Genomic DNA, 18,414 nt, shown 5'->3' with positions numbered 1-18,414 from the left:
TCTTCTTCAACGCCGCTACGCCTACTCGGGCGGGCCGGCCAGCAGAAGCGTCCGCCCGACCACCTCGCGGGCCTCGATCGCGGCGTGGGCGTCGGCGGCACGCTCCAGTGGGAAGGTCTGGCCGATGACCGGGCGCATCCGGCCCTCCGCCGCCTCGGCCAGTGCCCGCGTGAGCACCTGCCGCATCTGCTCCGGTCCGAGCTGGAGATCGCCGATGCCGCTCACGGTGATGCCGCGTTTCTCCGCCTCCGCGGAGTCGAGCGCGGCGAACCCGCCCGAGGGCGCACCGTGCGCCGAGAAGCGGCCGCCGCGCGCGGTCACCTCGAAGGCCGCCCGGCCGATCGCGCCGCCCGCGCCGTCGAGGACCACGTCCGCTCCCGTCCCGCCGGTCGCCTCGCGCACCCGGTCCGCCCAGTCCGGTTCGGAGTAGTCCACGACCAGCTCCGCGCCCTGGTCGCCGACCAGCGCGAGCTTCCGCCTGCCGCGGGCGGCCCCGATGACGCGCGCGCCGGCCGCGTGCGCGAGCTGCACCAGCAGCAGGCCCATGCCGCCGGCCGCCGCCGTGACGAGCGCCTGCTCGCCGGCGCGTACGCCGACCACGTCGAACAGACGCAGCGCGGTGACGCCGTCGTGCAGCAACGCCGCCGCGTCGCGCAGCGCGAGCCCGTCCGGCACCGGGACCAGCGCGGCGGCCTCGATCACCGCGCGCTCGGCGTAACCGCCGCGCCCGCCGTGTTCGCCGGTGTAGCCCGCGACCCGCCGGCCGACCCAGGCCGGGTCGACACCGTCGCCGACGGTGGTGACCACGCCCGTCACGCCGTGCCCCGGGACGTACGGCGGGGTCACCGTGAAGTACTCGCCGAAGGCGCCGGCCCGGATCTGCGTCTCGACGAACCCGACGTCCGCCGCGGACACCCGGATCACCGCCTGCCCCGGCCCGGCCACCGGGTCCGGCACGTCGGTCGGCACCAGCACCTCGGGCCCGCCGAAACGTTCCACCTGAATCACTCGCATGGTCACTGCTCCCCCTCGTCAACGTGAGAAGCAGTGTTCAACCTCAACCATGATTGAGGTCAAGCGCCGGCCGTCAGCGCCGTTCGAGCTCGGCCAGCCGGGCGGCGGCGTCCTCCAGGGCGTCCTCGGCGAAGACGGCGATGCTGTGCCGTTCGAGCAGGGCGGTCGTGACACCCTCGCCGGGGATCTTGCGCCCGGCGAACGACCCGTCGTGGATCTGGGCGCTGCCGCAGGACGGGCTGCCCTCCTTGAGGATCGCGAGCCGGATCCCGTACGACCGCGCGCGGTCGAGCGCCTGCCGGGCGCCGATGACGAAGTGCCGGGTGACGTCGGTCCCGTCCGGTGTGAGGATCACGGCACGGCCGTCGAGAACGTCCGCACCGGACCCGCCGCTGATCTCGGCGGGCGGACGTGGCACCGGCAGCCCACCCCGCACCTCGGGACAGAACGGCACGAGCCGCCCTTCCCGCCGCCAGCGTTCGAACAGCACGTCGTCACTGCGCCTGCCGGTGCCGTCGAAACGCACCCGCTGGCCCAGCAGGCAGGCACTGACCAGGATCCGCTCCATCAACCTCCACGGTAGGTCAGTTCACCTCGCGGACGGCCCCTTTGTCGGCGGACAGGGCCATGGAGGCGTAGGCGCGCAGCGCGGTCGACACGACCCGGTCCCGGCGCCGGGGGCGGTAGCCGCCGGCCGCCTCCAGGCGGGTGCGACGCTCGGCCAGCACGGCGCGCGGGACGTCCAGCCGGATCGACCGGTTCGGGATGTCGATGACGATGGTGTCGCCGTCCTCGACGAGGGCGATGACGCCGCCGGCCGCCGCCTCCGGTGAGACGTGGCCGATCGACAGTCCGGAGGTGCCGCCGGAGAAACGTCCGTCGGTGACGAGGGCACAGCTCTTGCCGAGCCCACGGCCCTTCAGGTACGCGGTCGGGTACAGCATCTCCTGCATGCCCGGCCCTCCGCGCGGGCCCTCGTAGCGGACCACGACGACGTCGCCGGCCTGGACGCGCCCGCCGAGGATCGCCTCGACGGCCTCCTCCTGTGACTCGAGCACCACGGCGGGACCGGTGAAGGTCAAAATGGACTCGTCGACGCCGGCGGTCTTCACCACGCATCCGCCCTCGGACAGGTTGCCGCGCAGCACCGCCAGCCCGCCGTCGGCGGAGTACGCGTGAGCGGTGTCGCGGACACAGCCGTTCTCCGCGTCGAGGTCCAGATCCTCCCAGCGCTTCGACTGGGAGAACGCCGTGGCCGAGCGGACGCGCCCCGGAGCGGCGTGGAACAGCTCCTGGGCCTCCGGCGAGGGTGATCCGCCACGCACGTCCCAGGTCTTCAGCCATTCGCCCAGCGAGCCGGCGTGGACGGTGTGCACGTCCTCACGGAGGAGCCCGGCGCGATGCAACTCGCCCATGATCGCGGGGATTCCCCCGGCGCGGTGGACGTCCTCCATCAGGTACCTCCCGTTCGGGGCCACCTTGCAGAGGCAGGGCACGGCGCGGGAGCGGTCCTCGATGTCGCGCAGCGTGTAGTCGAGCTCGGCCTCGCGCGCGGCGGCTAGGAGGTGCAGGACCGTGTTGGTGGAGCCGCCCATGGCGATGTCCAGCGACATCGCGTTGTCGAAGGCGGCGCGGGAGGCGATGGCACGCGGCAGCACGGTCGCGTCGTCCTGCTCGTAGTACCGGTGGGCGAGCTCGACGACCGTCCGCCCGGCGGCCTCGTACAGCGCCCGGCGCGCCGTGTGGGTGGCCAGAGTCGTGCCGTTGCCCGGGAGGGCCAGGCCCAGCGCCTCGGTGAGGCAGTTCATCGAGTTCGCCGTGTACATCCCCGAGCAGGAGCCGCACGTGGGACACGCCGCTTCCTCGATGCGGGCGATGTCCTCATCGGTGACCGCGTCGGACGCCGCGCCGGACATGGCGGAGATCAGGTGCAGGCGGTCGCGGACCGTGCCGTCGGCCAGAGTGGCGGCGCCGCCCTCCATGGGACCGCCGGAGACGAAGACGGTGGGGACGTTCAGCCGCAGCGCGGCCATGAGCATGCCTGGGGTGATCTTGTCGCAGTTGGAGACGCACACCAGGGCATCGGCGCAGTGCGCGTTGACCATGTACTCCACGGAGTCGGCGATGAGGTCGCGCGAGGGCAGGGAGTAGAGCATCCCGCCGTGTCCCATGGCGATGCCGTCGTCGACCGCGATGGTGTTGAACTCCCGGGGAACGCCCCCGGCCTCTTTGATCGCGGCGGAGACGATCCGCCCGACCGGCTGGAGGTGCGTGTGACCGGGAACGAACTCGGTGAAGCTGTTCGCGACGGCGACGATCGGCTTGCCGAAGTCGTTCCGGTCGACTCCGGCCGCGCGCAGGAGGGCGCGGGCACCGGCCATGTTCCGCCCGTGGGTGACGGTTCGTGATCTCAGCTCTGGCATGCGCCCAACGATCCCCGCCGGACCGGTCCTGGCTGAAGACGGCGCAACTTCTAGTAGTGGCACTACTAGTATTCGCACGGTGACCATCGAGCGCGAGCGTCGCGCGGAGCTCGGCGCCTTCCTCAGGGCCCGGCGCAACCAGCTCGTACGGGCCGACCTCGGGCTGCCACCGGTCGGCCGGAACCGCACCTCCGGACTCCGGCGCGAGGAGGTGGCGTACCTGTCCGGCGTCAGCGTCACCTGGTACACCTGGCTCGAACAGGGCCGCGACATCCATCCGTCACGGCAGGTGCTGGACGCGATCGCGCGCACGCTCCGGCTGTCGGTCGCCGAGCACACCTACGTCCTGACGCTGGTCGGATACTCCGCTCCGGAGCCGGACGCCCAACCGATCCCGCGGGCCGCCCCGCCCCACGTACAGCGGCTGCTCGACGCGCTCGACGGCTTCCCGGCGTACGCGATCGCCCCAGACTGGTACATCTCCGGCTGGAACACCGCGTACGCCGCGCTCTACCCGAACGTCGCGACGGTCCCGGCGGAGGACCGCAACCTGCTGTGGCTGGTGTTCACCGATCCGTACGTACGCGAACTGCTGCCCGACTGGGAGGTGACCAGCCGCCGGTTCCTCGCCGAGTTCCGGGCCGAGGCCGGCCCCCGCCTGGGCGACCCGTCGTACGCGCGGCTGATCGAGCGCCTGCTCGACGCGAGTGAGGAGTTCCGCGCCGGCTGGAAGAGCCACGACATCGAGGGCTTCGCCTCGCGAGAGCGCGTGTTCCACCATCCGGTCGCCGGCGACCTCCACCTGGAGCACCACCGCCTGGCGCCGTCGGACCAGCCCGACCTGCATCTGGTGATCTACACCCCCGTACCTAACGCCACTCCAGGAAGACCGTCTGCGCGTTGAGCGCGTCGACGGTCAGTTTCTGCGGGGCACTCCCCGGTGTGGTCCCGGCGACATAGAAGCCCATGAAGCCCCCGGTCGGATCGCTCGCCCGATGGCTGTTGAAGATGAACCGCTTCCCGTCCGGAGAGATGACCTCTCCCTCGTTCTCCTTGTCGTTGGCGGGCACCAGCACGGGCCCGGGTGCCGCGCCCGGATCGGTGCCGACGGCCCTGAACTGCCCCAATTGGTCCATACGGCACAGCACGGTCTGCGGTCCGGTCCAGCCCACCGCCTCAGGGCAGCCGTCGAGGCTCTTCGGGTGCTTGGCGGTGTCGGCGGTCAGCGCGGTGGACGTGGCGGGAACATCGAAGACGTTCTCGTCCACACCGTGCGCCCAGGCCGTCATGCGACTCCCGTCCGGGGACAGGTGCACCATCTCCGCCTGGACGCCGCGGAACGGCTGCCCGACCAGGACGAGCGGCAGGTTCGTGTCCGTGGCCGGTCCTTGGTCGGTCAGGGTGTGGGCGCCGTTGACCGGCCGACTGCCGATTCGGTGTTTTCCGTCGGACGTTTCATAGGTGAACCAGACGGCCGAGCCGTCCGGCGCCATGGCGGCGTTCTCCTCGCGCGGAGTGAAGCCCAGGGAATCGCCGCCGCCGGTGAGGTCGGTCAGTTTGCCTTGGCGGTCGATGAATCCGACGTGTGTCTCGTCACCGCCCGAACCGCGTAGCACGACCGCCATCCTGGTGAAATCCCGATCGAACATGGCGCGTATGCGAGGAACGGCCCATTCCATGCTGTCGGAGTCGTAGACGCCCTCGGAACCGGGCTGCCGGCACAGATCGATCATAGGAGTCAGCGCACGGGCGTCGACCGTGGAGAAAATGGCGGGCGCGGGCAGGTCGAAGGTGATCTGCGTGAGCCGTTTCCAGGTCCGTGGATCCCAACCGGCGATGTCGATGGCGGCGGCGCTGCCGCCCAGCATGCAGTCGGCGGTCACCACCACATCACGCGGTCGCAACCCGGCCGCGGCGGGAGTTCCGGCACCCGACGGAGACGCGGAACCACCCTTTCCCGCCGGGTCTCCGTCGTCTCGACACGCTGTCATACCGGCCACGATGAGGGAGCCGGCCAACAAAGCCCCCAAGGGTCGTGAGAAGCGCATCGCATATCCTCGTATTCGAAAAGGGAAATGTACGGTCTCGACGTCGCGGCGCAATATATCGGGAACCGACGGTGACCGTTGGCACGTTGGGCAAGGACACCGGCCGTGACTCCATTGCGAGCGGAGCCCGTGGATAATCCCCAGATCAGTGTGACAACCGTCTCATATGCTGGATTCGCCTCTCGTGCGAAGCTCTTGACATGGGTGCGCAGGCCGATCTCCGCCGGGGGCTGGGGTTCATGCGTCCGCTCGGCCGGGTCGGTCCCAGTGTGATCGAGCCCGCCCTTCCGCCCACACGTGTGCTCGACCTGCCCGGCCGTGGCCGGGTGACCGCCCGTGTCGTCGACGGAGACGCTCCCGTTCTGCTCCTGCACGGCTGGACCCTCACCGCCGACGTGAACTTCTGCCATCTCATGCCACGCCTGCCCGGCGGGCTGGTGGCGATGGACCACCACGGGCACGGCCGCGGGCCGGCCCGTACGGAGCGGTTCACCATCGAGGGTGCCGCCGACGACCACATCGCACTGCTCGACGCGCTCGGCATCGACAAGGTGATCGTGCTCGGCTACTCGCTCGGCGGGCCGATCGGGCTCGACCTCGCCCGCCGGTACCCCGAGCGGGTCGCCGGGCTGGTCCTCCAGGCCACCGCGCTGCGGTTCGACAGCTGGATGGACAAGCTGACCAGGCCGCTCCTGCGCGCCGTACGGCCGCTGACCGCGCTCGGGCTCGGGCGTACGGCACCGCTGCGGTTCTTCGGCGACACCCGCAACCGCAGCACCGAGACCAAGCTGCTCTGGCAGTGGCTGCGCCGCGAGCTCATGCTGTGCCATCCGCGCACGATGGTGGACGTCATGCTGGCCGAGTACGACTTCGACTTCCGCCCCCACGCGGCGTCGCTGCGGGACGTGCCGACCGTCGTCGTCCTCACCTCCAAGGACTCCGCCGTGCCGCCGCGCGACCAGCGTGACATGGCGGAGCGCCTCGGCGCCGAGGTGATCACCGTCGACGAGGACCACGACGTCTTCCTCGCCGCGCCGAAGACCTACGTCGCCGCGAGCCTGGAGGCGATCGCCCGGGTCACCACCTGACGATCGTGTTCGTCAGGTACTCCGAGGTGAAGGAGGTACGGTCGCCGGACCGCGTGCCCGGCACCGGGAACAGCCGCGCCGACAGCGGCTTCTGGAGTTTCACGGCCAGCGCGGTGACGTCCAGCAGCAGCCGCGCCAGGTCGTCCGGCGAGCTGTCGCCCGGCAGCGGGACGGTGTCCAGGCCCGTGCCGCAGACCGAGGAGTAGGCCAGCAGGTCGTGCAGGCCGATCCGGCCCTCCTCCCAGGCGCGCGCCAGGACGACGTCCTCCATCACGGGCAGCATGAGCCCGTTGTATCCGCAGGTCGGCAGGCTGGTGCCGCGGATCGCGGCGGTCAGCGCGGCGGCGGTGGCGAGGGTGCCCGGCGCACCGAAGGCGCCGACCGCGGCCTCGAACGCGGCGCCGATGCTGTCGGGGCCGTTCGGCGCCGGGGACAGGTCGATGCCGCCGAAGCGTACGCCCAGCTCACCGGCGATCCGCTCCACGAGCCGTACGACCGGGGTCGCCTCGGCGGTGAACGCCTCGGCGACGCGTTCGGTGAGCCCGTCGAGGCCGCCCTCGGCCGCCTTCACGGCGATGCTCGCGGCCTGCAGGCCGACGGTGAGGTCGGCCGGTCCGTCGTGGTACGCGGCGGGGAAGAACGGGCCGTTCGGCGGCACGCAGGCGAGCGCGGCGAAGCGGAAGTTGCCGAAGCCCTCCTCGGTCTCGTTCGCGAGCCGGAGCATGGCCTCGGCTGCCGGGCGCGCGGCGGCGGTGTTGCCGTCGAGCCGTACCGTGCAGTTCAGCGCGTCGTTGCCGATCAGCAGATCGGGGATGAGCTCGACGCCGTCGGTCGCCGGGCCGAGGGAGAGGTAGACGAGACCCGCGTCGTCCAGCATCGCCTGCAGCTCGCGGGCGTACGCGGCGGTCGGGGTCATGTCGCCGAAGACCGGGCGGGTGGACAGCCGCAGGGTCTGCACCTCGTGGCCGTCGGCGCGGCAGGCGGCCTCGGCGCGGCGCAGCGCCTCGGCGGACCTGGCGATGACGTCTCCGGTCAGCGGGTGCGGCTCGGCCACCCCGAGCGTGAGCGTACGGATCGGGACCATCAGGCGATGATCTCAAAGAAGCCGTCGGCGATCAGATCCGGGAGCACGTCCCGGGCCGCCGCGCGTACGGCGCCGGGGTCGGTCTCGGTGATCTGGGCGATCGCGTCGAGCAGCGGGCCGAGCGGCAGGTCGCCGTCGCAGGCTCCGGCCAGCGCCGCCTCGACCGTGCCGACCTGGGCGGCACGACGCAGGCCGCGTGTCTGGCGGAGCACGATGCGCTCGGGATCCTCCGCGCCGGGCCGGCCGGTCTGCTCCTGGACGACGCCGTCGGCGGTGCGCAGCGTCATCTCATCGATGATCACCGGCCGGCCGCGTACGACCCTGTCCACGTAGGCGCCCACGGGCTGGTCGACCGCGTGCCGGAGCTCCTCGACGCGGACGTCCTCGCCGCCGCTCTTGTGCAGGCTGATCCAGCCGAAGCCGATGCCGGTGACCTTCCGGCTCTCGAACAGCTCCAGCCAGGCGTCGTACCGGTCGCGGTACTCCGGCGTGCCGGCCTCGCACGAATCGCGCAGCCACAGCTCGGCGTACTCCGCCGGGTCCTGGACGTCGCGCTGGACGACCCAGCCGTCCACACCCTCGATCCAGCCGGCGACGCGTTCACGCCAGTCCTCGCCCTCGACGTGCAGCCAGTTGGCGAGGAGGTGACACCAGCCGTCGTCGGCGAGGTGGCGCGGCGCCTCGCGTACGAGCCGCCGGCAGACCTCGTCACCGGGCAGGCCGGACTCGCGGTAGCCGAACCGCCGGTCCGGCGAGATCACGAACGGCGGGTTGGACACGATGAGGTCGAACGTACGGCCCTCGACCGGCGCGAACAGGTCGCCGGCGAGCAGCTCGGCGTCCACGCCGGACAGGGCGAAGCTCAGCGCGGCCAGGTCGAGGGCGCGCGGGTCGAGGTCGGTCGCGGTGATCCGCCGGGCCCGGTGCGCCAGGTGAACCGCCTGGACGCCGGAGCCCGTCCCCAGATCGAGAACGTTGTCCACATGCCTGTGGACAACGAGCTGGGCCAGGTTCGCGGAGGCGCCGCCCTGGCCGACGACGTGGTCGGGCCGCACCCGGCCGCTCCCGGGCCGTACGTTGAGGTCGGAGACGACGTAGCCGAGGTGACGCCGGTCCGGGCCGCCCTCGACCGGTTCGACGTGCAGGCGCGCCCGTACGGTGTCGCCGTCGTCGCGTTCGGCCAGGCCGAGTGCGATCAGGTCGTCGACGGGCAGATCGCCGGTCGATACCGGCACCTGGAGCCAGAAGAGCCGGAGCAGCGCCTCTACGGGCGTGCCTCCGCCTGAGGCGCGCAGCGCGGGCACGATCTCGCCGCGGGCCAGCGCGGCGCCCGCGACCGGCCCGAGCAGGTCCCGTACGCCGGCGACGGTGTATCCGGCCTGGTGGAACAGGTCACTTACGCGTTCGGCCGCGGTGGACGGCATGGACGGGGGCATGCCCCCATTGTCGCGGTGCCGGCGTCAGCTCAGGAACTTCACGAAACCCTGGGCCAGCGCCTCGGCCATCTTCTGGCGTCCGGCGGCGCTCTTCATCTTGGCGGCGTCACCGGCGTTGCGCATGTTGCCGACCTCGATGAACACGGCCGGCACGGTGGCGACGTTGAGCCCGCCCAGGTCGCTGCGAACGTCGATCCCGTTCTTGCCGAGGTAGGTGGAGTACGGGATGCCGGTGCCCTGGTGGAAGGCGTTGCGAAGGTCCATGCCGAGGCGCTTGGACTGGGGCACGACCTTCTCGTTGTGGCCCTTGAGCACCGCCGGCTCGATGATGTGGAACCCGTGACCGCTGGCCGGGGCGCCGTCGCCGTGGATGGCGAGGCTGGCGTCGGCGTGCGCACGGTTGGCGATCTTCGCCCGCTCGTCGACGCAGGGCCCGACGCCCTTGTCGTTCTTGCGGGTGAGGACGACCTTGGCGCCCTTCGCCCGGAGGATCTTGGCCAGGCGGAGCGAGACGTCCCAGGTGAAGGCGTGCTCGGAGTAGTCGTCATTCGTCGCGGTGCCGGTGGTGTTGCACGGCTTCATCGCGTTGATGACGTTGACCTTCTTGTTGATGATCTCCGGGTGGGAGGCATTGCCGCCGTTGTGCCCCGGGTCGATCACGATGGTCTTGCCGGCGAGCGGCGCCCCCTGCGGCGTCGGTGCGGCCGAAGACGCCGAAGACGCCGCGGCGGATGTGGGCGCGGCGGACGGCGGCGCGGCGGAGGCGGTGGAGTCGCCGCCGGAACCGCAGGCGCTGACCAGCCCGGCCACGGCCGCGATCGCCAAGGCGCCGAAGGCTTTTTGTCCGGAACGAGTCATGAGCTCAGACATCATGCCTCAGTGTGCCAAAGACGCGGGGGAGCTTTGGCCGGTTGCCGGCAAAGCCCTGACCAACCGAAGGCCTGGGACCCGTTGACCAGCGCATCCGCGTTCACAACGGCCACGGCGGCCCCTCACGTGCGGGGAGAGTGACCGCCGCCGCCCTCTCCGCGCTGAGTTCGCGGCGACGGCGGTCACGCCTGACTTCCCGCGACCGCCCGGGAGGCGGCCGGGGGTTCCGCTACAGGCAGGCGTGTTCCTTGCCGAGCAGGGCCGCGAGCGCACGGGCCTCTTCCGCGTCCAGCCCCAGGACCACGCGCGGGCGGCCCCAGGGGTGGTCGATCGAGTGGGCGACGTAGCTCGCGACCGACTCCGAGGCCTCCTCGATCAGGCCTCGTGCGCGGCGCCACTGGGACCACGCGCGTTCCAGCTCGCTCGCGGCGCGCTGGGCGCAGGACACCAACTCCGGATCACGCATGATTACCCCCGGGTCCACACGATCCAGCTCTGGCCGGCTCTGGTCGCCGCCCGGCGGCCTCGCGGCGGCGCACCGGCCGATCCCCCCGAAGGGCCGGTGGCGCCACCCGCGTCGGCCCGCCGAGCGGCTGGTGTGCTCACCCATTAAGGCCGTGCCCCGGCCGTACGGCGGGCGGCTTCGACCAGGCTTGACCGGCCCCTTACCGGGAACAGACCCGCGCGGAGATCATCCCTCGCCTCCGATGCCCAGTACGGCCAGGAAGGCCGCGGCGGCCGGAGAGGGCTGGTGGCGGCTCCAGATGAGATGCTCGATGCGTGCCGGTGCGTCGCGGAGCCGGACGACGGGCAGGTCGGCGAGTTCGGGGACGAAGGCGGCGGGCAGCATCCCGATCCCCAGGTCCTGCCGTATCAGGCGGTCCATGAGGTGGACGGCCGTCACCTCGAAGGCGACCTCGCGCCGTACCCCGGCCGCCACGAAGGCCGCGTCCGAATGGGCCCGTCCGGCGGTGCCCGCGGGGAAGTCGACGAACGTCTCCTCCGCCGGCCGGCGCACGTTCACGTGTTCGTGGTCCGCCAGCGGGTGGTCGGGCGCCACCACGACGACGAGCTCCCCCCGCGCCAGTTCACGGCAGCGGACGCCCTGGGGCCGCACCCCCGGCGGCAGGCCCAGGAAGCCGACGTCCAGAGCGCCCTGTCGCACGCGTTCGGTCAGCTCCTCGCTGGGGCTCGTGCGAACGCTGATCCGCACCTCCCGATGGCGCAGGTGGAACTCCTTCAGCACGGAGGGCAGATCGACCGCGGCGACGGTGGAGATCGCGCCGATGGCGAGCCGGCCACGGATCTCGCCGGCGGCGGCCGCCACCTCGGCGCGGGCACGCTCGGCGGCGTCGAGAGCCTGGCGGGCCGCGGGGAGGAACGCCTCGCCGGCCGCGGTCAACCGGACGCGGCGGCTGGTGCGGTCGAAGAGCCTGGCGCCCAGCTCCCGTTCCAGCCGGGCGATCTGATGGCTCAGCGCGGACTGGACGACGCTCGACCTGATCGGCCGGGAGATGCGGCTCGGCCCATCGCTGGCGGCGCTGACGGTGACGGCCGCGCAGGGCGGATACGCACTGGGGCTGATCCTTCTGGTGCCGCTCGGTGACCTGGTGGAGCGGCGGCGGCTCGCCGTGTCCCTCTACGCGGCGACCGCGGTGTTCCTCTTGGTGCCGGCCACCGCGGCCAACGGGACGGTGCTGCTGGTCGGCACGGCTCTGACCGGGCTGACCGCGGTGGGAGCGCAGGTCGTCGTGCCGATCGCGGTGACGCTCGCGGCCCCGGGCGAGCGCGGCCGGGTGGTCGGCACGGTGATGACCGGGCTGCTGCTCGGCGCGTTGCTGGCGCGCACCGCGTTCGGAGTGCTGTCGGCCCTGGGCGGCTGGCGGACCGTCTACTGGGTGAACGCGGCCTTGATGGCGCTGGTGGCCGTGCTGCTGCGTGTCTTCCTGCCCCGGCTCGGCGGTGACGGCGCACGCCTGTCCTACCCCGGTCTGCTCCGCTCGACGGTCGCGATGCTCCGGTACGAGCCGCTGCTGCGGTGGCGGGCGGGCATCGCCGCCCTGAGCATGGCCTCGTTCAACGTGCTGTGGACGGCGCTGACCTTTCTGCTGGTGCGGTCGCCGTACGGCTGGTCGGAGTCGGCCATCGGCCTGTTCGCGCTGGTGGGCGCCGCTGGTGCGCTGACCGCCTCGGTGGCCGGGCGGCCGGCCGACCGCGGGCACGTACAGATGGTGACCGGCGGCACGTGCGGCTCCGCGCTGACGTCCGTGGTCTGGACGCACGGCGGGTGGACCAGTGTGTGCGTTCTGGGCGCCGCCTGCTCGGCCGGCACCATCGCGCTGTGGACGCTGGAACGGATCATCGTCGCCCGCGCGGCGGGCAGGCCCCCGCGGCTCACGGCTCACCAGCGTGAAGAGCCGGCACGTGCGGCGGCACCCGGTCGCGCCTCCGGCGTTCGCCCCGGCCGCTGACTTTTGAGGCCGTGACCCGCGCGACCGGGTCAGCGTGGGGCGCGGCCGGTCGTGGAGCGGATGACCAGGTGCGGCACGACGAGCGTCTGCAGGGTGTCGCGCAACGGGTCGTCGATGCGGGCGCAGAGGCGCTCGGCGGCGACACGGCCCATGTCGCGGCGCGGCTGGTCGACGCTCGTGAGGGAGACGTGCCGGATCGCGGCCAGATGCGTGTTGTCGTACCCGACGATCGAGATGTCCTCGGGCACGTGCAGGCCGAGTTCGTCCGCGGCGGACAGGACACCGGTCGCGACCAGGTCGTTCGGGGCGAAGATCGCGGTCGGGCGCGGGTCGCGGGACAGCAGCTTGCGCGCCGCGCGGTAGCCGCCGTCCTCGGTGAAGTCACCCGGCTCCACGATGATCCGGTCATCGAGCCGGTGGCTTCTCATCGCCGATTCGTACCCGATCCTGCGGTAGTGCGCGGTCGTCGACGGCGCCCCCTCGATGTGCGCGATCCGGTCGTGCCCGAGCCCGACGAGGTGGTCGACGGCCAGCCGCGCGCCGAGCTCGTCGTCGTCGACCACGATGTCGACGCCCTCCACGTCGCGCTCGCCCACGACCACGACGGGGACGCTCTTGGCCGCCTCCTTCAGCGAGTCGGGAACGACGCTGAGCAGGACCAGGCCGTCGACCCGCATCTCCAGGAACGCCTCGACCGCCTCCGCCTGGAAGTGCGGGTCCCACCGGCCGCTGCCGACGAGCATGCGCAGGCCCGCGCCGTGCAGGCTCTCCTGCAGTCCGTCGAGGAACTCGGCGAAGAAGGGGTTGTGCAGGTCGGCGACCAGCGCTCCGATCAGGCGCGTACGGCCCTCGACGAGGCTCCGGGCGACCGCGTTGGGCCGGTATCCCAGCTCCCGCGCGGCCTTGAGCACGGCCTGCCGGCGGTGCTCGCTGACGTGCGGCGACCCGCGCATGACGAGCGAGACCAGTGATTTGGACACGCCTGCCCGTTCGGCGACGTTCCGGATGGTGGGCTTCGCCGCCACGGCCCTCTCCCGGCGTTCATCCTCTGCTGCCACTTGAGTCTCCTGGATCTCCGACGTACCACCTGAATCCGGGCAGAAACAGACGGACCGCCGCAAGGGAGGAGATGCCATGATGCCCCGACAAGACCCTTGACTGCTGTAACAGTGCGTAACGGGCGGTCAGGAGGGGACTTTCGGTCATGGTCGATAGGTGGCCTTTGGGCGCCGCGTCGGCGCTGACCTGCCATGGATGGCCGTCTATTGGACGCGGGCTCGGATACGCTGCCAAGCGTGGGTGATCGCGCAGTAGACGGGAAGGAGCCTGCGCAGGCCGTTCGACGCTCGTCCGGCGGCCGCCCGAGCAGGCGGCGGCTCAGCGTCGACGAGCGCCGCGACGAGCTCATCGCCGCTGCCCTCGAGCTGTTCAGCGACCGGCAGCCGGAAGACATCTCGATCGACGACGTGGCGGACGCCGCCGGGGCGTCACGGGCCCTCGTCTACCACTACTTCGGCGGCAAGCAGGAGCTCTACCTGGCCGCGCTGCACAGCGCCGCCAAGCAGCTGAGCGATCTTCTCAAGCCTCCGGCCGAGGGCAAGCCGCTCGAACGGCTGGCGGTCTCGCTGCACCGCTACTTCGACTACGTCGAAGACCACGCGGCGGGCTTCGTGGCCCTGCTGCGCGGCGGCCCGGCGTACCGCTCGGGCGAGGTCGGGGAGGTCCTGGACAACATCCGGAGCCTGGTGATGAACCACATCACCGCCGCGATCGGCGTCACGGACCCGGGCCCGGTGCTCCGCATCACGCTGCGCTCGTGGATGGCGTCGGTGGAGACGGCCGGCCTCGACTGGCTCGAACACCGCGACCTGCCGCGCGCGGAGCTCGAACGCCTCCTCGTCGACCACCACGTGGTGCTGCTGGACGTCGCCGCCCGGCACGACCCCGAGGTGGCCGCCCTGCTCGAACGCCTCGCCGAGGAGGACCCGGGCTAGCTTCGTCCTTGCCCAGCGGTGGGCCGGCGGGCGGTACCCCCTGAGCGACCCTGTGACAGGTCACGTCGTACGCGCTCCGCTCACGCCATGTCAAGGGTCCCGGTGCCGCGTGCGGGCGCCACAGGACGCCTCTGATCGCTCGCAGGCCACGCGCCGTCCGGGTGGGCGGCCGGTGACGGTCGGCCGATCCCAGTGCCTGCCTCAAAGCCCCGCCGTCCTACCGCGCGAACCATGCGCCCGCGTCTCCCCTGCGAGGCCCATCCGGTACCCCCCGATGGGCCGGGGTCGCGTCGTGCGTCCTTCGATCGACTGGGAGCGTTTGACCAATCGGGCGTGTCTCAGCCCTTTGGGCGTGTCCCGGCGGTTTTGGGCGTGGCCCGCCTTCCGGCCTGCGCTGGAGCAGGTGTTCCGGAGCGGCTTTGCGGCGGTACGACCGCCCCGCCCGGCCTCGGGCGGAGCGACCGCACCTTCAGCGTGAGTCGTCTCCAGTCCGAAGCGGCCGTCGATCCTCGCGGGAACGATGGCCCCTCCAGGCCGGAGACGACTCTCGCGGAGTCCGTAGAACCCCCCTACGCGGCCCCGTTCGGGACGGGGCCGATTGAACTTCTCGTGGAAGCCCCCCGACCGTCCGCACGTGACGGTGGCTCCGCCACATCGCGGTTCACGCGGTGCGACCGGCCGCGGAGAGACGCGGCCGACCGGATGCGTCGCCGTGACGACGGCGACCGGCGATCACTTGGCTCGCCGACCCGGATCGGGGTGTCTCCGGGTTACTCCGACCGCTGCTGCGGGATCCCCCCCAGCAGAGCGCGGACCTCGGCCTCGCGGTAGCGCCGATGCCCTCCCAGCGTCCGGATTGACGTCAACTTCCCAGCCTTCGCCCAGCGGGTGACGGTCTTGGGGTCGACGCGGAACATCGTCGCCACCTCTGCCGGCGTCAGCAGGGGCTCGGCCTCTGGCGTACGAGCTGACATTTGTGCGGCCTCTCCTCCGTGGACCGATGACAGCGATCCAGCGTTTGATCCTCGCGCGTGCCACTGATGTCTCTTATGGTCTGGATGAACCACTTTGACATCACAAGACGTAACCATGCCACCACTCAGCGCAACAGGCAAGTCCCTGATAGCAACTCTGCGATTTTTGGTGGCTGAGTCACGCTGCGTGATTCTAGCGACACGTATCGTCGCATCGCGCGCTGATTCAGGTAATTGTCCTCAGTTCGCGGATTCAAGAGCTCGTACGACGCGCCACCGGGCGACGACACGCTTGTGCATCGCGACGGCCAGTTCGGCCTGCCCGGTCTCCATACCCGTGATCGCCGCACCCACCTCGGCCACGGACTCATCGGCGCGCAGAGCGGCGTCGTCGAGGAGGTGCACGAGCCCTCCGTAGTCGAGTTCGACCAGCGAGTGCGGGTGGAACTCCTCCAGCCAGCGACCCACCGACTCGACCTCGCCGGCGTCGAGGTGATCACCGGCGTGGCGCCGTACGGCGGCCAGCGCGCGGGCGACGCGGCGGCGCGCCTGGGCCATCGGCGTGACGTAGATCAGCGTGCGCACGGGCGTGGCGGTCGTCGGGCCGCCGCCCGGATTGTCGTCGTGCGCGCCGAGCACGAGCCACCGCTCTTTCGCCACAAAAGGGACGAACCAGGCGATCGGCACCTGCCAGGTGCTCGAGAGGATGTGCGGGGTGAGCGTGCCGGACTGCCGCTTCCAGCGGTCGAACGCGCCATCGGCCTGCTCCGCCACCCGCTGCGGCACGAACATCTCGGCGAGCTGCTCGGACATGCCCGCACGGAACCGGTCGAAGGCCAGCCAGGAGCGCAGCCGCGTCTCCCAGGGGCAGATGTAGGTCACGTCCTCGGCGCGCCGCACGTACGCGTCACGGCTCTCCCGAACCGGAGCGACGATCGGCGGGACCGCGATCAGGCGTCTGAGGGCGTGGGTGTGCTCGACGTCAAGAGCGCCGACGCGCCGTGGCCGCTTCTCCGATACGGCATACGCTGCCCAAATGGACTTCTCCGGCTCGGCAAAGGCGTTCAGCGGTTCGTATACCCGAAGGTACGCGGCGTAGGGCAGCACGACCGCATCGTGACACGATCTCGCCACGGAACGCTCGTCGTCACGCCCGCCGAGACGCTCCTGAGACCTCCGGCCACCGTACCGGACGGACTCCCGGAGATCTTCGCACCCCCGCCACCCGCGGCCGGGCTCCAAACCGGGATTCACGCGACGCCCCGGATGACGCCGATCACTGCGGAGCGGGCGGCGGTACGCCTACGCTGATCGTGTCGGACTCACGCTCCCGCCGCTGGTCACCTGTCGTGCGATCCACGAACATGCTGCCCTGCGGCCGGGTACCGGGTACAACGCTCAACGCCGCCACCACGGCACCGGGCAAGTGTGCGCTCAGAGAGGAGCCACAACGTGACAAAGGTCTTCGGCGTCCCCCACGAACAGGTCGTCTTCTGCCACGACGAGGCCACCGGCCTCAAGGCGATCATCGCCATCTACTCGACCGCGCTGGGTCCCGCCCTCGGCGGAACCCGCTTCTACCCCTACGAATCCGAGGACGAGGCGCTCGCCGACGTGCTGAACCTCGCCAAGGGCATGGCGTACAAGAACGCTCTCGCCGATCTCGACCTCGGCGGCGGCAAAGCGGTCATCATCGGCGATCCCACCACGATCAAGTCCGAGGGGCTTCTCCGCGCGTACGGCCGGTTCGTGCAGTCGCTGCACGGCCGCTACTTCACCGCCTGTGACGTGGGCACCTTCTCCGAGGATATGGACGTCATCGCGCGGGAGTGCTCGTACGTCACGGGCCGCACGGTCGCCCACGGAGGCGCCGGCGACTCGTCCATCCTGACCGCGTTCGGGGTGTTCCAGGGGATGCGCGCCGCGGCCGAGCACACCTGGGGCGAGCCGTCGCTGCGCGGCCGCCGCGTCGGCGTCGAGGGCGTCGGGAAGGTCGGCCGCCGCCTGGTCGAGCACCTCGTCTCCGACGGCGCCGAAGTGGTCGTCACCGACGTGACCGAGGCCGCGATCGACCGGGTGCGCGCCGAGCACCCCGAGGTGCAGGTGGTCGACGGGCACGCGGCGCTGACCGGCGCCGAGATCGACGTGTACGCCCCGTGCGCCCTCGGCGGCGCCCTGGACGACGCGACCGTCGAGACGCTGCGGGCGAAGATCGTGTGCGGGGGCGCCAACAACCAGCTCGCCCACACCGGCATCGAGAAGCAGCTCGCCGACCGCGGCGTGCTCTACGCGCCCGACTACGTCGTCAACTCCGGCGGCGTCATCCAGGTCGCCGACGAGATCGAGGGCTTCGACTTCGACCGGGCCCGGCAGAAGGCCACCGGGATCTTCGACACCACGCGCCGCATCTTCCAGATCGCCGCCGACGAGGGCGTACCCCCGGCCGTCGCCGCCGATCGGCTCGCCGAGCGCCGTATGTCCGAGATCGGCCGCCTGCGCGGCATCTTGGTCGGCTCCTGACCGGCTCGCGTCCGGGATCTTCGTTGTGACGGAGATCCCGGACGTGTCACTCCACATCGTCGGCTATCCTCTGCTGAAGCCGCCACCGCGCAGACGACGTACCGAGCCGGGCGCAAAACGGGTACGGTTGTAGCCGTAGCTGGTGCGTGGGGTCTTGTCGCGCCCGGCTGTGGATGCGTAAGCGAGCGTAAGTGGGGCCAACGACGGGTCCCCGACCATCGAGGGGGTCGAGCCAATGGGGCGCGGCCGAGCCAAGGCCAAGCAGGTGAAGGTAGCTCGCCGGCTGAAGTACAACAGCGGCGGGACAGACCTTGACCGTCTGCGCGGCGAGCTGGGCGTCAACCAGAACTCGCAGGATGACCATGACCCCTACGACGATGACTCGTCGTATGAGGACCTCGCTGACCGCTATGCGGACTACGCCGAGGACCACGACGAGAACGACGGCAAGAGTACGGCGAAGTAGCCGTCCCGTTATTTGAGGTCGTTCCA

The 18,414-nt window shown here is 71.2% G+C and carries 18 protein-coding genes; 6 read left to right on the top strand and 12 right to left on the bottom strand.

Features of this window, described 5'->3' with window-relative positions; all coding sequences use genetic code 11:
- Nucleotides 1-21 precede the first annotated feature (21 nt).
- The 3 genes from QSK37_RS34830 to ilvD form a co-directional block, all read right to left on the bottom strand.
- A complete protein-coding gene (locus QSK37_RS34830; protein WP_285629570.1) occupies nucleotides 22-1,014 on the bottom strand; it encodes a zinc-binding dehydrogenase in 993 nt (330 codons plus the stop codon).
- 73 nt (nucleotides 1,015-1,087) lie between these two features.
- A complete protein-coding gene (locus tag QSK37_RS34825) occupies nucleotides 1,088-1,582 on the bottom strand; it encodes a 2-thiouracil desulfurase family protein (protein ID WP_285629569.1) in 495 nt (164 codons plus the stop codon).
- A gap of 16 nt (nucleotides 1,583-1,598) precedes the next feature.
- The gene (ilvD, locus tag QSK37_RS34820; RefSeq protein ID WP_285629568.1) at nucleotides 1,599-3,437 is read right to left on the bottom strand and encodes a dihydroxy-acid dehydratase; all 1,839 of its coding nucleotides are present in this window, start codon (nucleotides 3,435-3,437) and stop codon (nucleotides 1,599-1,601) included.
- A gap of 79 nt (nucleotides 3,438-3,516) precedes the next feature.
- On the opposite strand from ilvD, the gene QSK37_RS34815 reads away from it, so the two are divergent.
- On the top strand, nucleotides 3,517-4,341 hold the full coding sequence (locus QSK37_RS34815; protein WP_285629567.1) for a helix-turn-helix transcriptional regulator: 825 nt from the start codon (nucleotides 3,517-3,519) through the stop codon (nucleotides 4,339-4,341).
- On the opposite strand, the gene QSK37_RS34810 is transcribed toward QSK37_RS34815, so the two are convergent.
- Complete coding sequence (locus QSK37_RS34810; protein ID WP_285629566.1) at nucleotides 4,307-5,539, bottom strand: hypothetical protein; 1,233 nt, start codon at nucleotides 5,537-5,539, stop codon at nucleotides 4,307-4,309. The genes QSK37_RS34815 and QSK37_RS34810 overlap by 35 nt on opposite strands.
- Nucleotides 5,540-5,685: 146 nt before the next feature.
- Here QSK37_RS34810 and QSK37_RS34805 point away from each other — a divergent pair, with 146 nt between their 5' ends.
- On the top strand, nucleotides 5,686-6,573 hold the full coding sequence (locus QSK37_RS34805) for an alpha/beta fold hydrolase (RefSeq protein WP_285629565.1): 888 nt from the start codon (nucleotides 5,686-5,688) through the stop codon (nucleotides 6,571-6,573).
- Here the strand turns inward: QSK37_RS34805 and QSK37_RS34800 are convergent.
- From QSK37_RS34800 to QSK37_RS34780, 5 genes are all read right to left on the bottom strand, one after another.
- On the bottom strand, nucleotides 6,563-7,657 hold the full coding sequence (locus QSK37_RS34800; protein WP_285629564.1) for a DUF711 family protein: 1,095 nt from the start codon (nucleotides 7,655-7,657) through the stop codon (nucleotides 6,563-6,565). The two genes, QSK37_RS34805 and QSK37_RS34800, sit on opposite strands and share 11 nt — an antisense overlap.
- A complete protein-coding gene (locus tag QSK37_RS34795) occupies nucleotides 7,657-9,093 on the bottom strand; it encodes a DUF7059 domain-containing protein (protein ID WP_285629563.1) in 1,437 nt (478 codons plus the stop codon). Before QSK37_RS34795 ends, QSK37_RS34800 begins: the two co-directional genes overlap by 1 nt.
- 24 nt (nucleotides 9,094-9,117) lie before the next feature.
- The gene (locus QSK37_RS34790) at nucleotides 9,118-9,963 is read right to left on the bottom strand and encodes an N-acetylmuramoyl-L-alanine amidase (protein ID WP_285629562.1); all 846 of its coding nucleotides are present in this window, start codon (nucleotides 9,961-9,963) and stop codon (nucleotides 9,118-9,120) included.
- Between the two features lie 229 nt (nucleotides 9,964-10,192).
- Nucleotides 10,193-10,429: a hypothetical protein gene (locus QSK37_RS34785; protein ID WP_285582320.1), complete on the bottom strand. Its 237-nt coding sequence runs from the start codon at nucleotides 10,427-10,429 to the stop codon at nucleotides 10,193-10,195.
- A gap of 225 nt (nucleotides 10,430-10,654) precedes the next feature.
- On the bottom strand, nucleotides 10,655-11,467 hold the full coding sequence (locus tag QSK37_RS34780) for a LysR substrate-binding domain-containing protein (RefSeq protein WP_285629637.1): 813 nt from the start codon (nucleotides 11,465-11,467) through the stop codon (nucleotides 10,655-10,657).
- Nucleotides 11,468-11,477: 10 nt separating this feature from the next.
- Between QSK37_RS34780 and QSK37_RS34775 the strand changes: the two genes are divergently transcribed.
- A complete protein-coding gene (locus QSK37_RS34775) occupies nucleotides 11,478-12,434 on the top strand; it encodes an MFS transporter (RefSeq protein ID WP_349498014.1) in 957 nt (318 codons plus the stop codon).
- Between the two features lie 29 nt (nucleotides 12,435-12,463).
- Here the strand turns inward: QSK37_RS34775 and QSK37_RS34770 are convergent, their stop codons facing one another.
- Entirely contained in the window at nucleotides 12,464-13,492 is a 1,029-nt protein-coding gene (locus QSK37_RS34770) for a LacI family DNA-binding transcriptional regulator (RefSeq protein WP_285629561.1), read from the bottom strand.
- 237 nt (nucleotides 13,493-13,729) lie between these two features.
- On the opposite strand from QSK37_RS34770, the gene QSK37_RS34765 reads away from it, so the two are divergent.
- Nucleotides 13,730-14,428: a TetR/AcrR family transcriptional regulator gene (locus QSK37_RS34765; protein WP_285629560.1), complete on the top strand. Its 699-nt coding sequence runs from the start codon at nucleotides 13,730-13,732 to the stop codon at nucleotides 14,426-14,428.
- 770 nt (nucleotides 14,429-15,198) lie between these two features.
- Here QSK37_RS34765 and bldC read toward each other — a convergent pair.
- Entirely contained in the window at nucleotides 15,199-15,402 is a 204-nt protein-coding gene (gene bldC, locus QSK37_RS34760) for a developmental transcriptional regulator BldC (protein ID WP_141956617.1), read from the bottom strand.
- Nucleotides 15,403-15,642: 240 nt separating this feature from the next.
- Nucleotides 15,643-16,509 carry a DUF8083 family protein gene (locus tag QSK37_RS34755; protein ID WP_285582310.1) on the bottom strand — a complete coding sequence of 289 codons (867 nt, stop codon included), beginning with the start codon at nucleotides 16,507-16,509 and terminating at the stop codon, nucleotides 15,643-15,645.
- Nucleotides 16,510-16,854: 345 nt separating this feature from the next.
- Between QSK37_RS34755 and QSK37_RS34750 the strand changes: the two genes are divergently transcribed.
- A complete protein-coding gene (locus QSK37_RS34750; protein WP_285629559.1) occupies nucleotides 16,855-17,922 on the top strand; it encodes a Glu/Leu/Phe/Val dehydrogenase dimerization domain-containing protein in 1,068 nt (355 codons plus the stop codon).
- A 235-nt stretch (nucleotides 17,923-18,157) separates the two neighbouring features.
- On the top strand, nucleotides 18,158-18,388 hold the full coding sequence (locus tag QSK37_RS34745; protein WP_285582305.1) for a DUF3073 domain-containing protein: 231 nt from the start codon (nucleotides 18,158-18,160) through the stop codon (nucleotides 18,386-18,388).
- The last annotated feature ends 26 nt before the right edge of the window (nucleotides 18,389-18,414 follow it).

The sequence above is a fragment of the Actinoallomurus iriomotensis genome (assembly GCF_030269445.1).
Classification (GTDB): domain Bacteria; phylum Actinomycetota; class Actinomycetes; order Streptosporangiales; family Streptosporangiaceae; genus Actinoallomurus; species Actinoallomurus iriomotensis.
Note: the sequence above shows the minus strand (reverse complement) of the source record. Positions and strands in the feature narration are given on the sequence as shown.

Excerpts from the sequence above, each read along its gene's own strand:
- QSK37_RS34830 (WP_285629570.1), bottom strand. The coding sequence starts at position 1,014 with ATGCGAGTGATTCAGGTGGAACGTTTCGGCGGGCCCGAGGTGCTGGTG.
- QSK37_RS34825 (WP_285629569.1), bottom strand. The coding sequence starts at position 1,582 with ATGGAGCGGATCCTGGTCAGTGCCTGCCTGCTGGGCCAGCGGGTGCGT.
- ilvD (WP_285629568.1), bottom strand. The coding sequence starts at position 3,437 with ATGCCAGAGCTGAGATCACGAACCGTCACCCACGGGCGGAACATGGCC.
- QSK37_RS34805 (WP_285629565.1), top strand. The coding sequence starts at position 5,686 with ATGGGTGCGCAGGCCGATCTCCGCCGGGGGCTGGGGTTCATGCGTCCG.
- QSK37_RS34800 (WP_285629564.1), bottom strand. The coding sequence starts at position 7,657 with ATGGTCCCGATCCGTACGCTCACGCTCGGGGTGGCCGAGCCGCACCCG.
- QSK37_RS34795 (WP_285629563.1), bottom strand. The coding sequence starts at position 9,093 with ATGCCCCCGTCCATGCCGTCCACCGCGGCCGAACGCGTAAGTGACCTG.
- QSK37_RS34790 (WP_285629562.1), bottom strand. The coding sequence starts at position 9,963 with ATGTCTGAGCTCATGACTCGTTCCGGACAAAAAGCCTTCGGCGCCTTG.
- QSK37_RS34785 (WP_285582320.1), bottom strand. The coding sequence starts at position 10,429 with ATGCGTGATCCGGAGTTGGTGTCCTGCGCCCAGCGCGCCGCGAGCGAG.
- QSK37_RS34775 (WP_349498014.1), top strand. The coding sequence starts at position 11,478 with ATGCGGCTCGGCCCATCGCTGGCGGCGCTGACGGTGACGGCCGCGCAG.
- bldC (WP_141956617.1), bottom strand. The coding sequence starts at position 15,402 with ATGTCAGCTCGTACGCCAGAGGCCGAGCCCCTGCTGACGCCGGCAGAG.
- QSK37_RS34745 (WP_285582305.1), top strand. The coding sequence starts at position 18,158 with ATGGGGCGCGGCCGAGCCAAGGCCAAGCAGGTGAAGGTAGCTCGCCGG.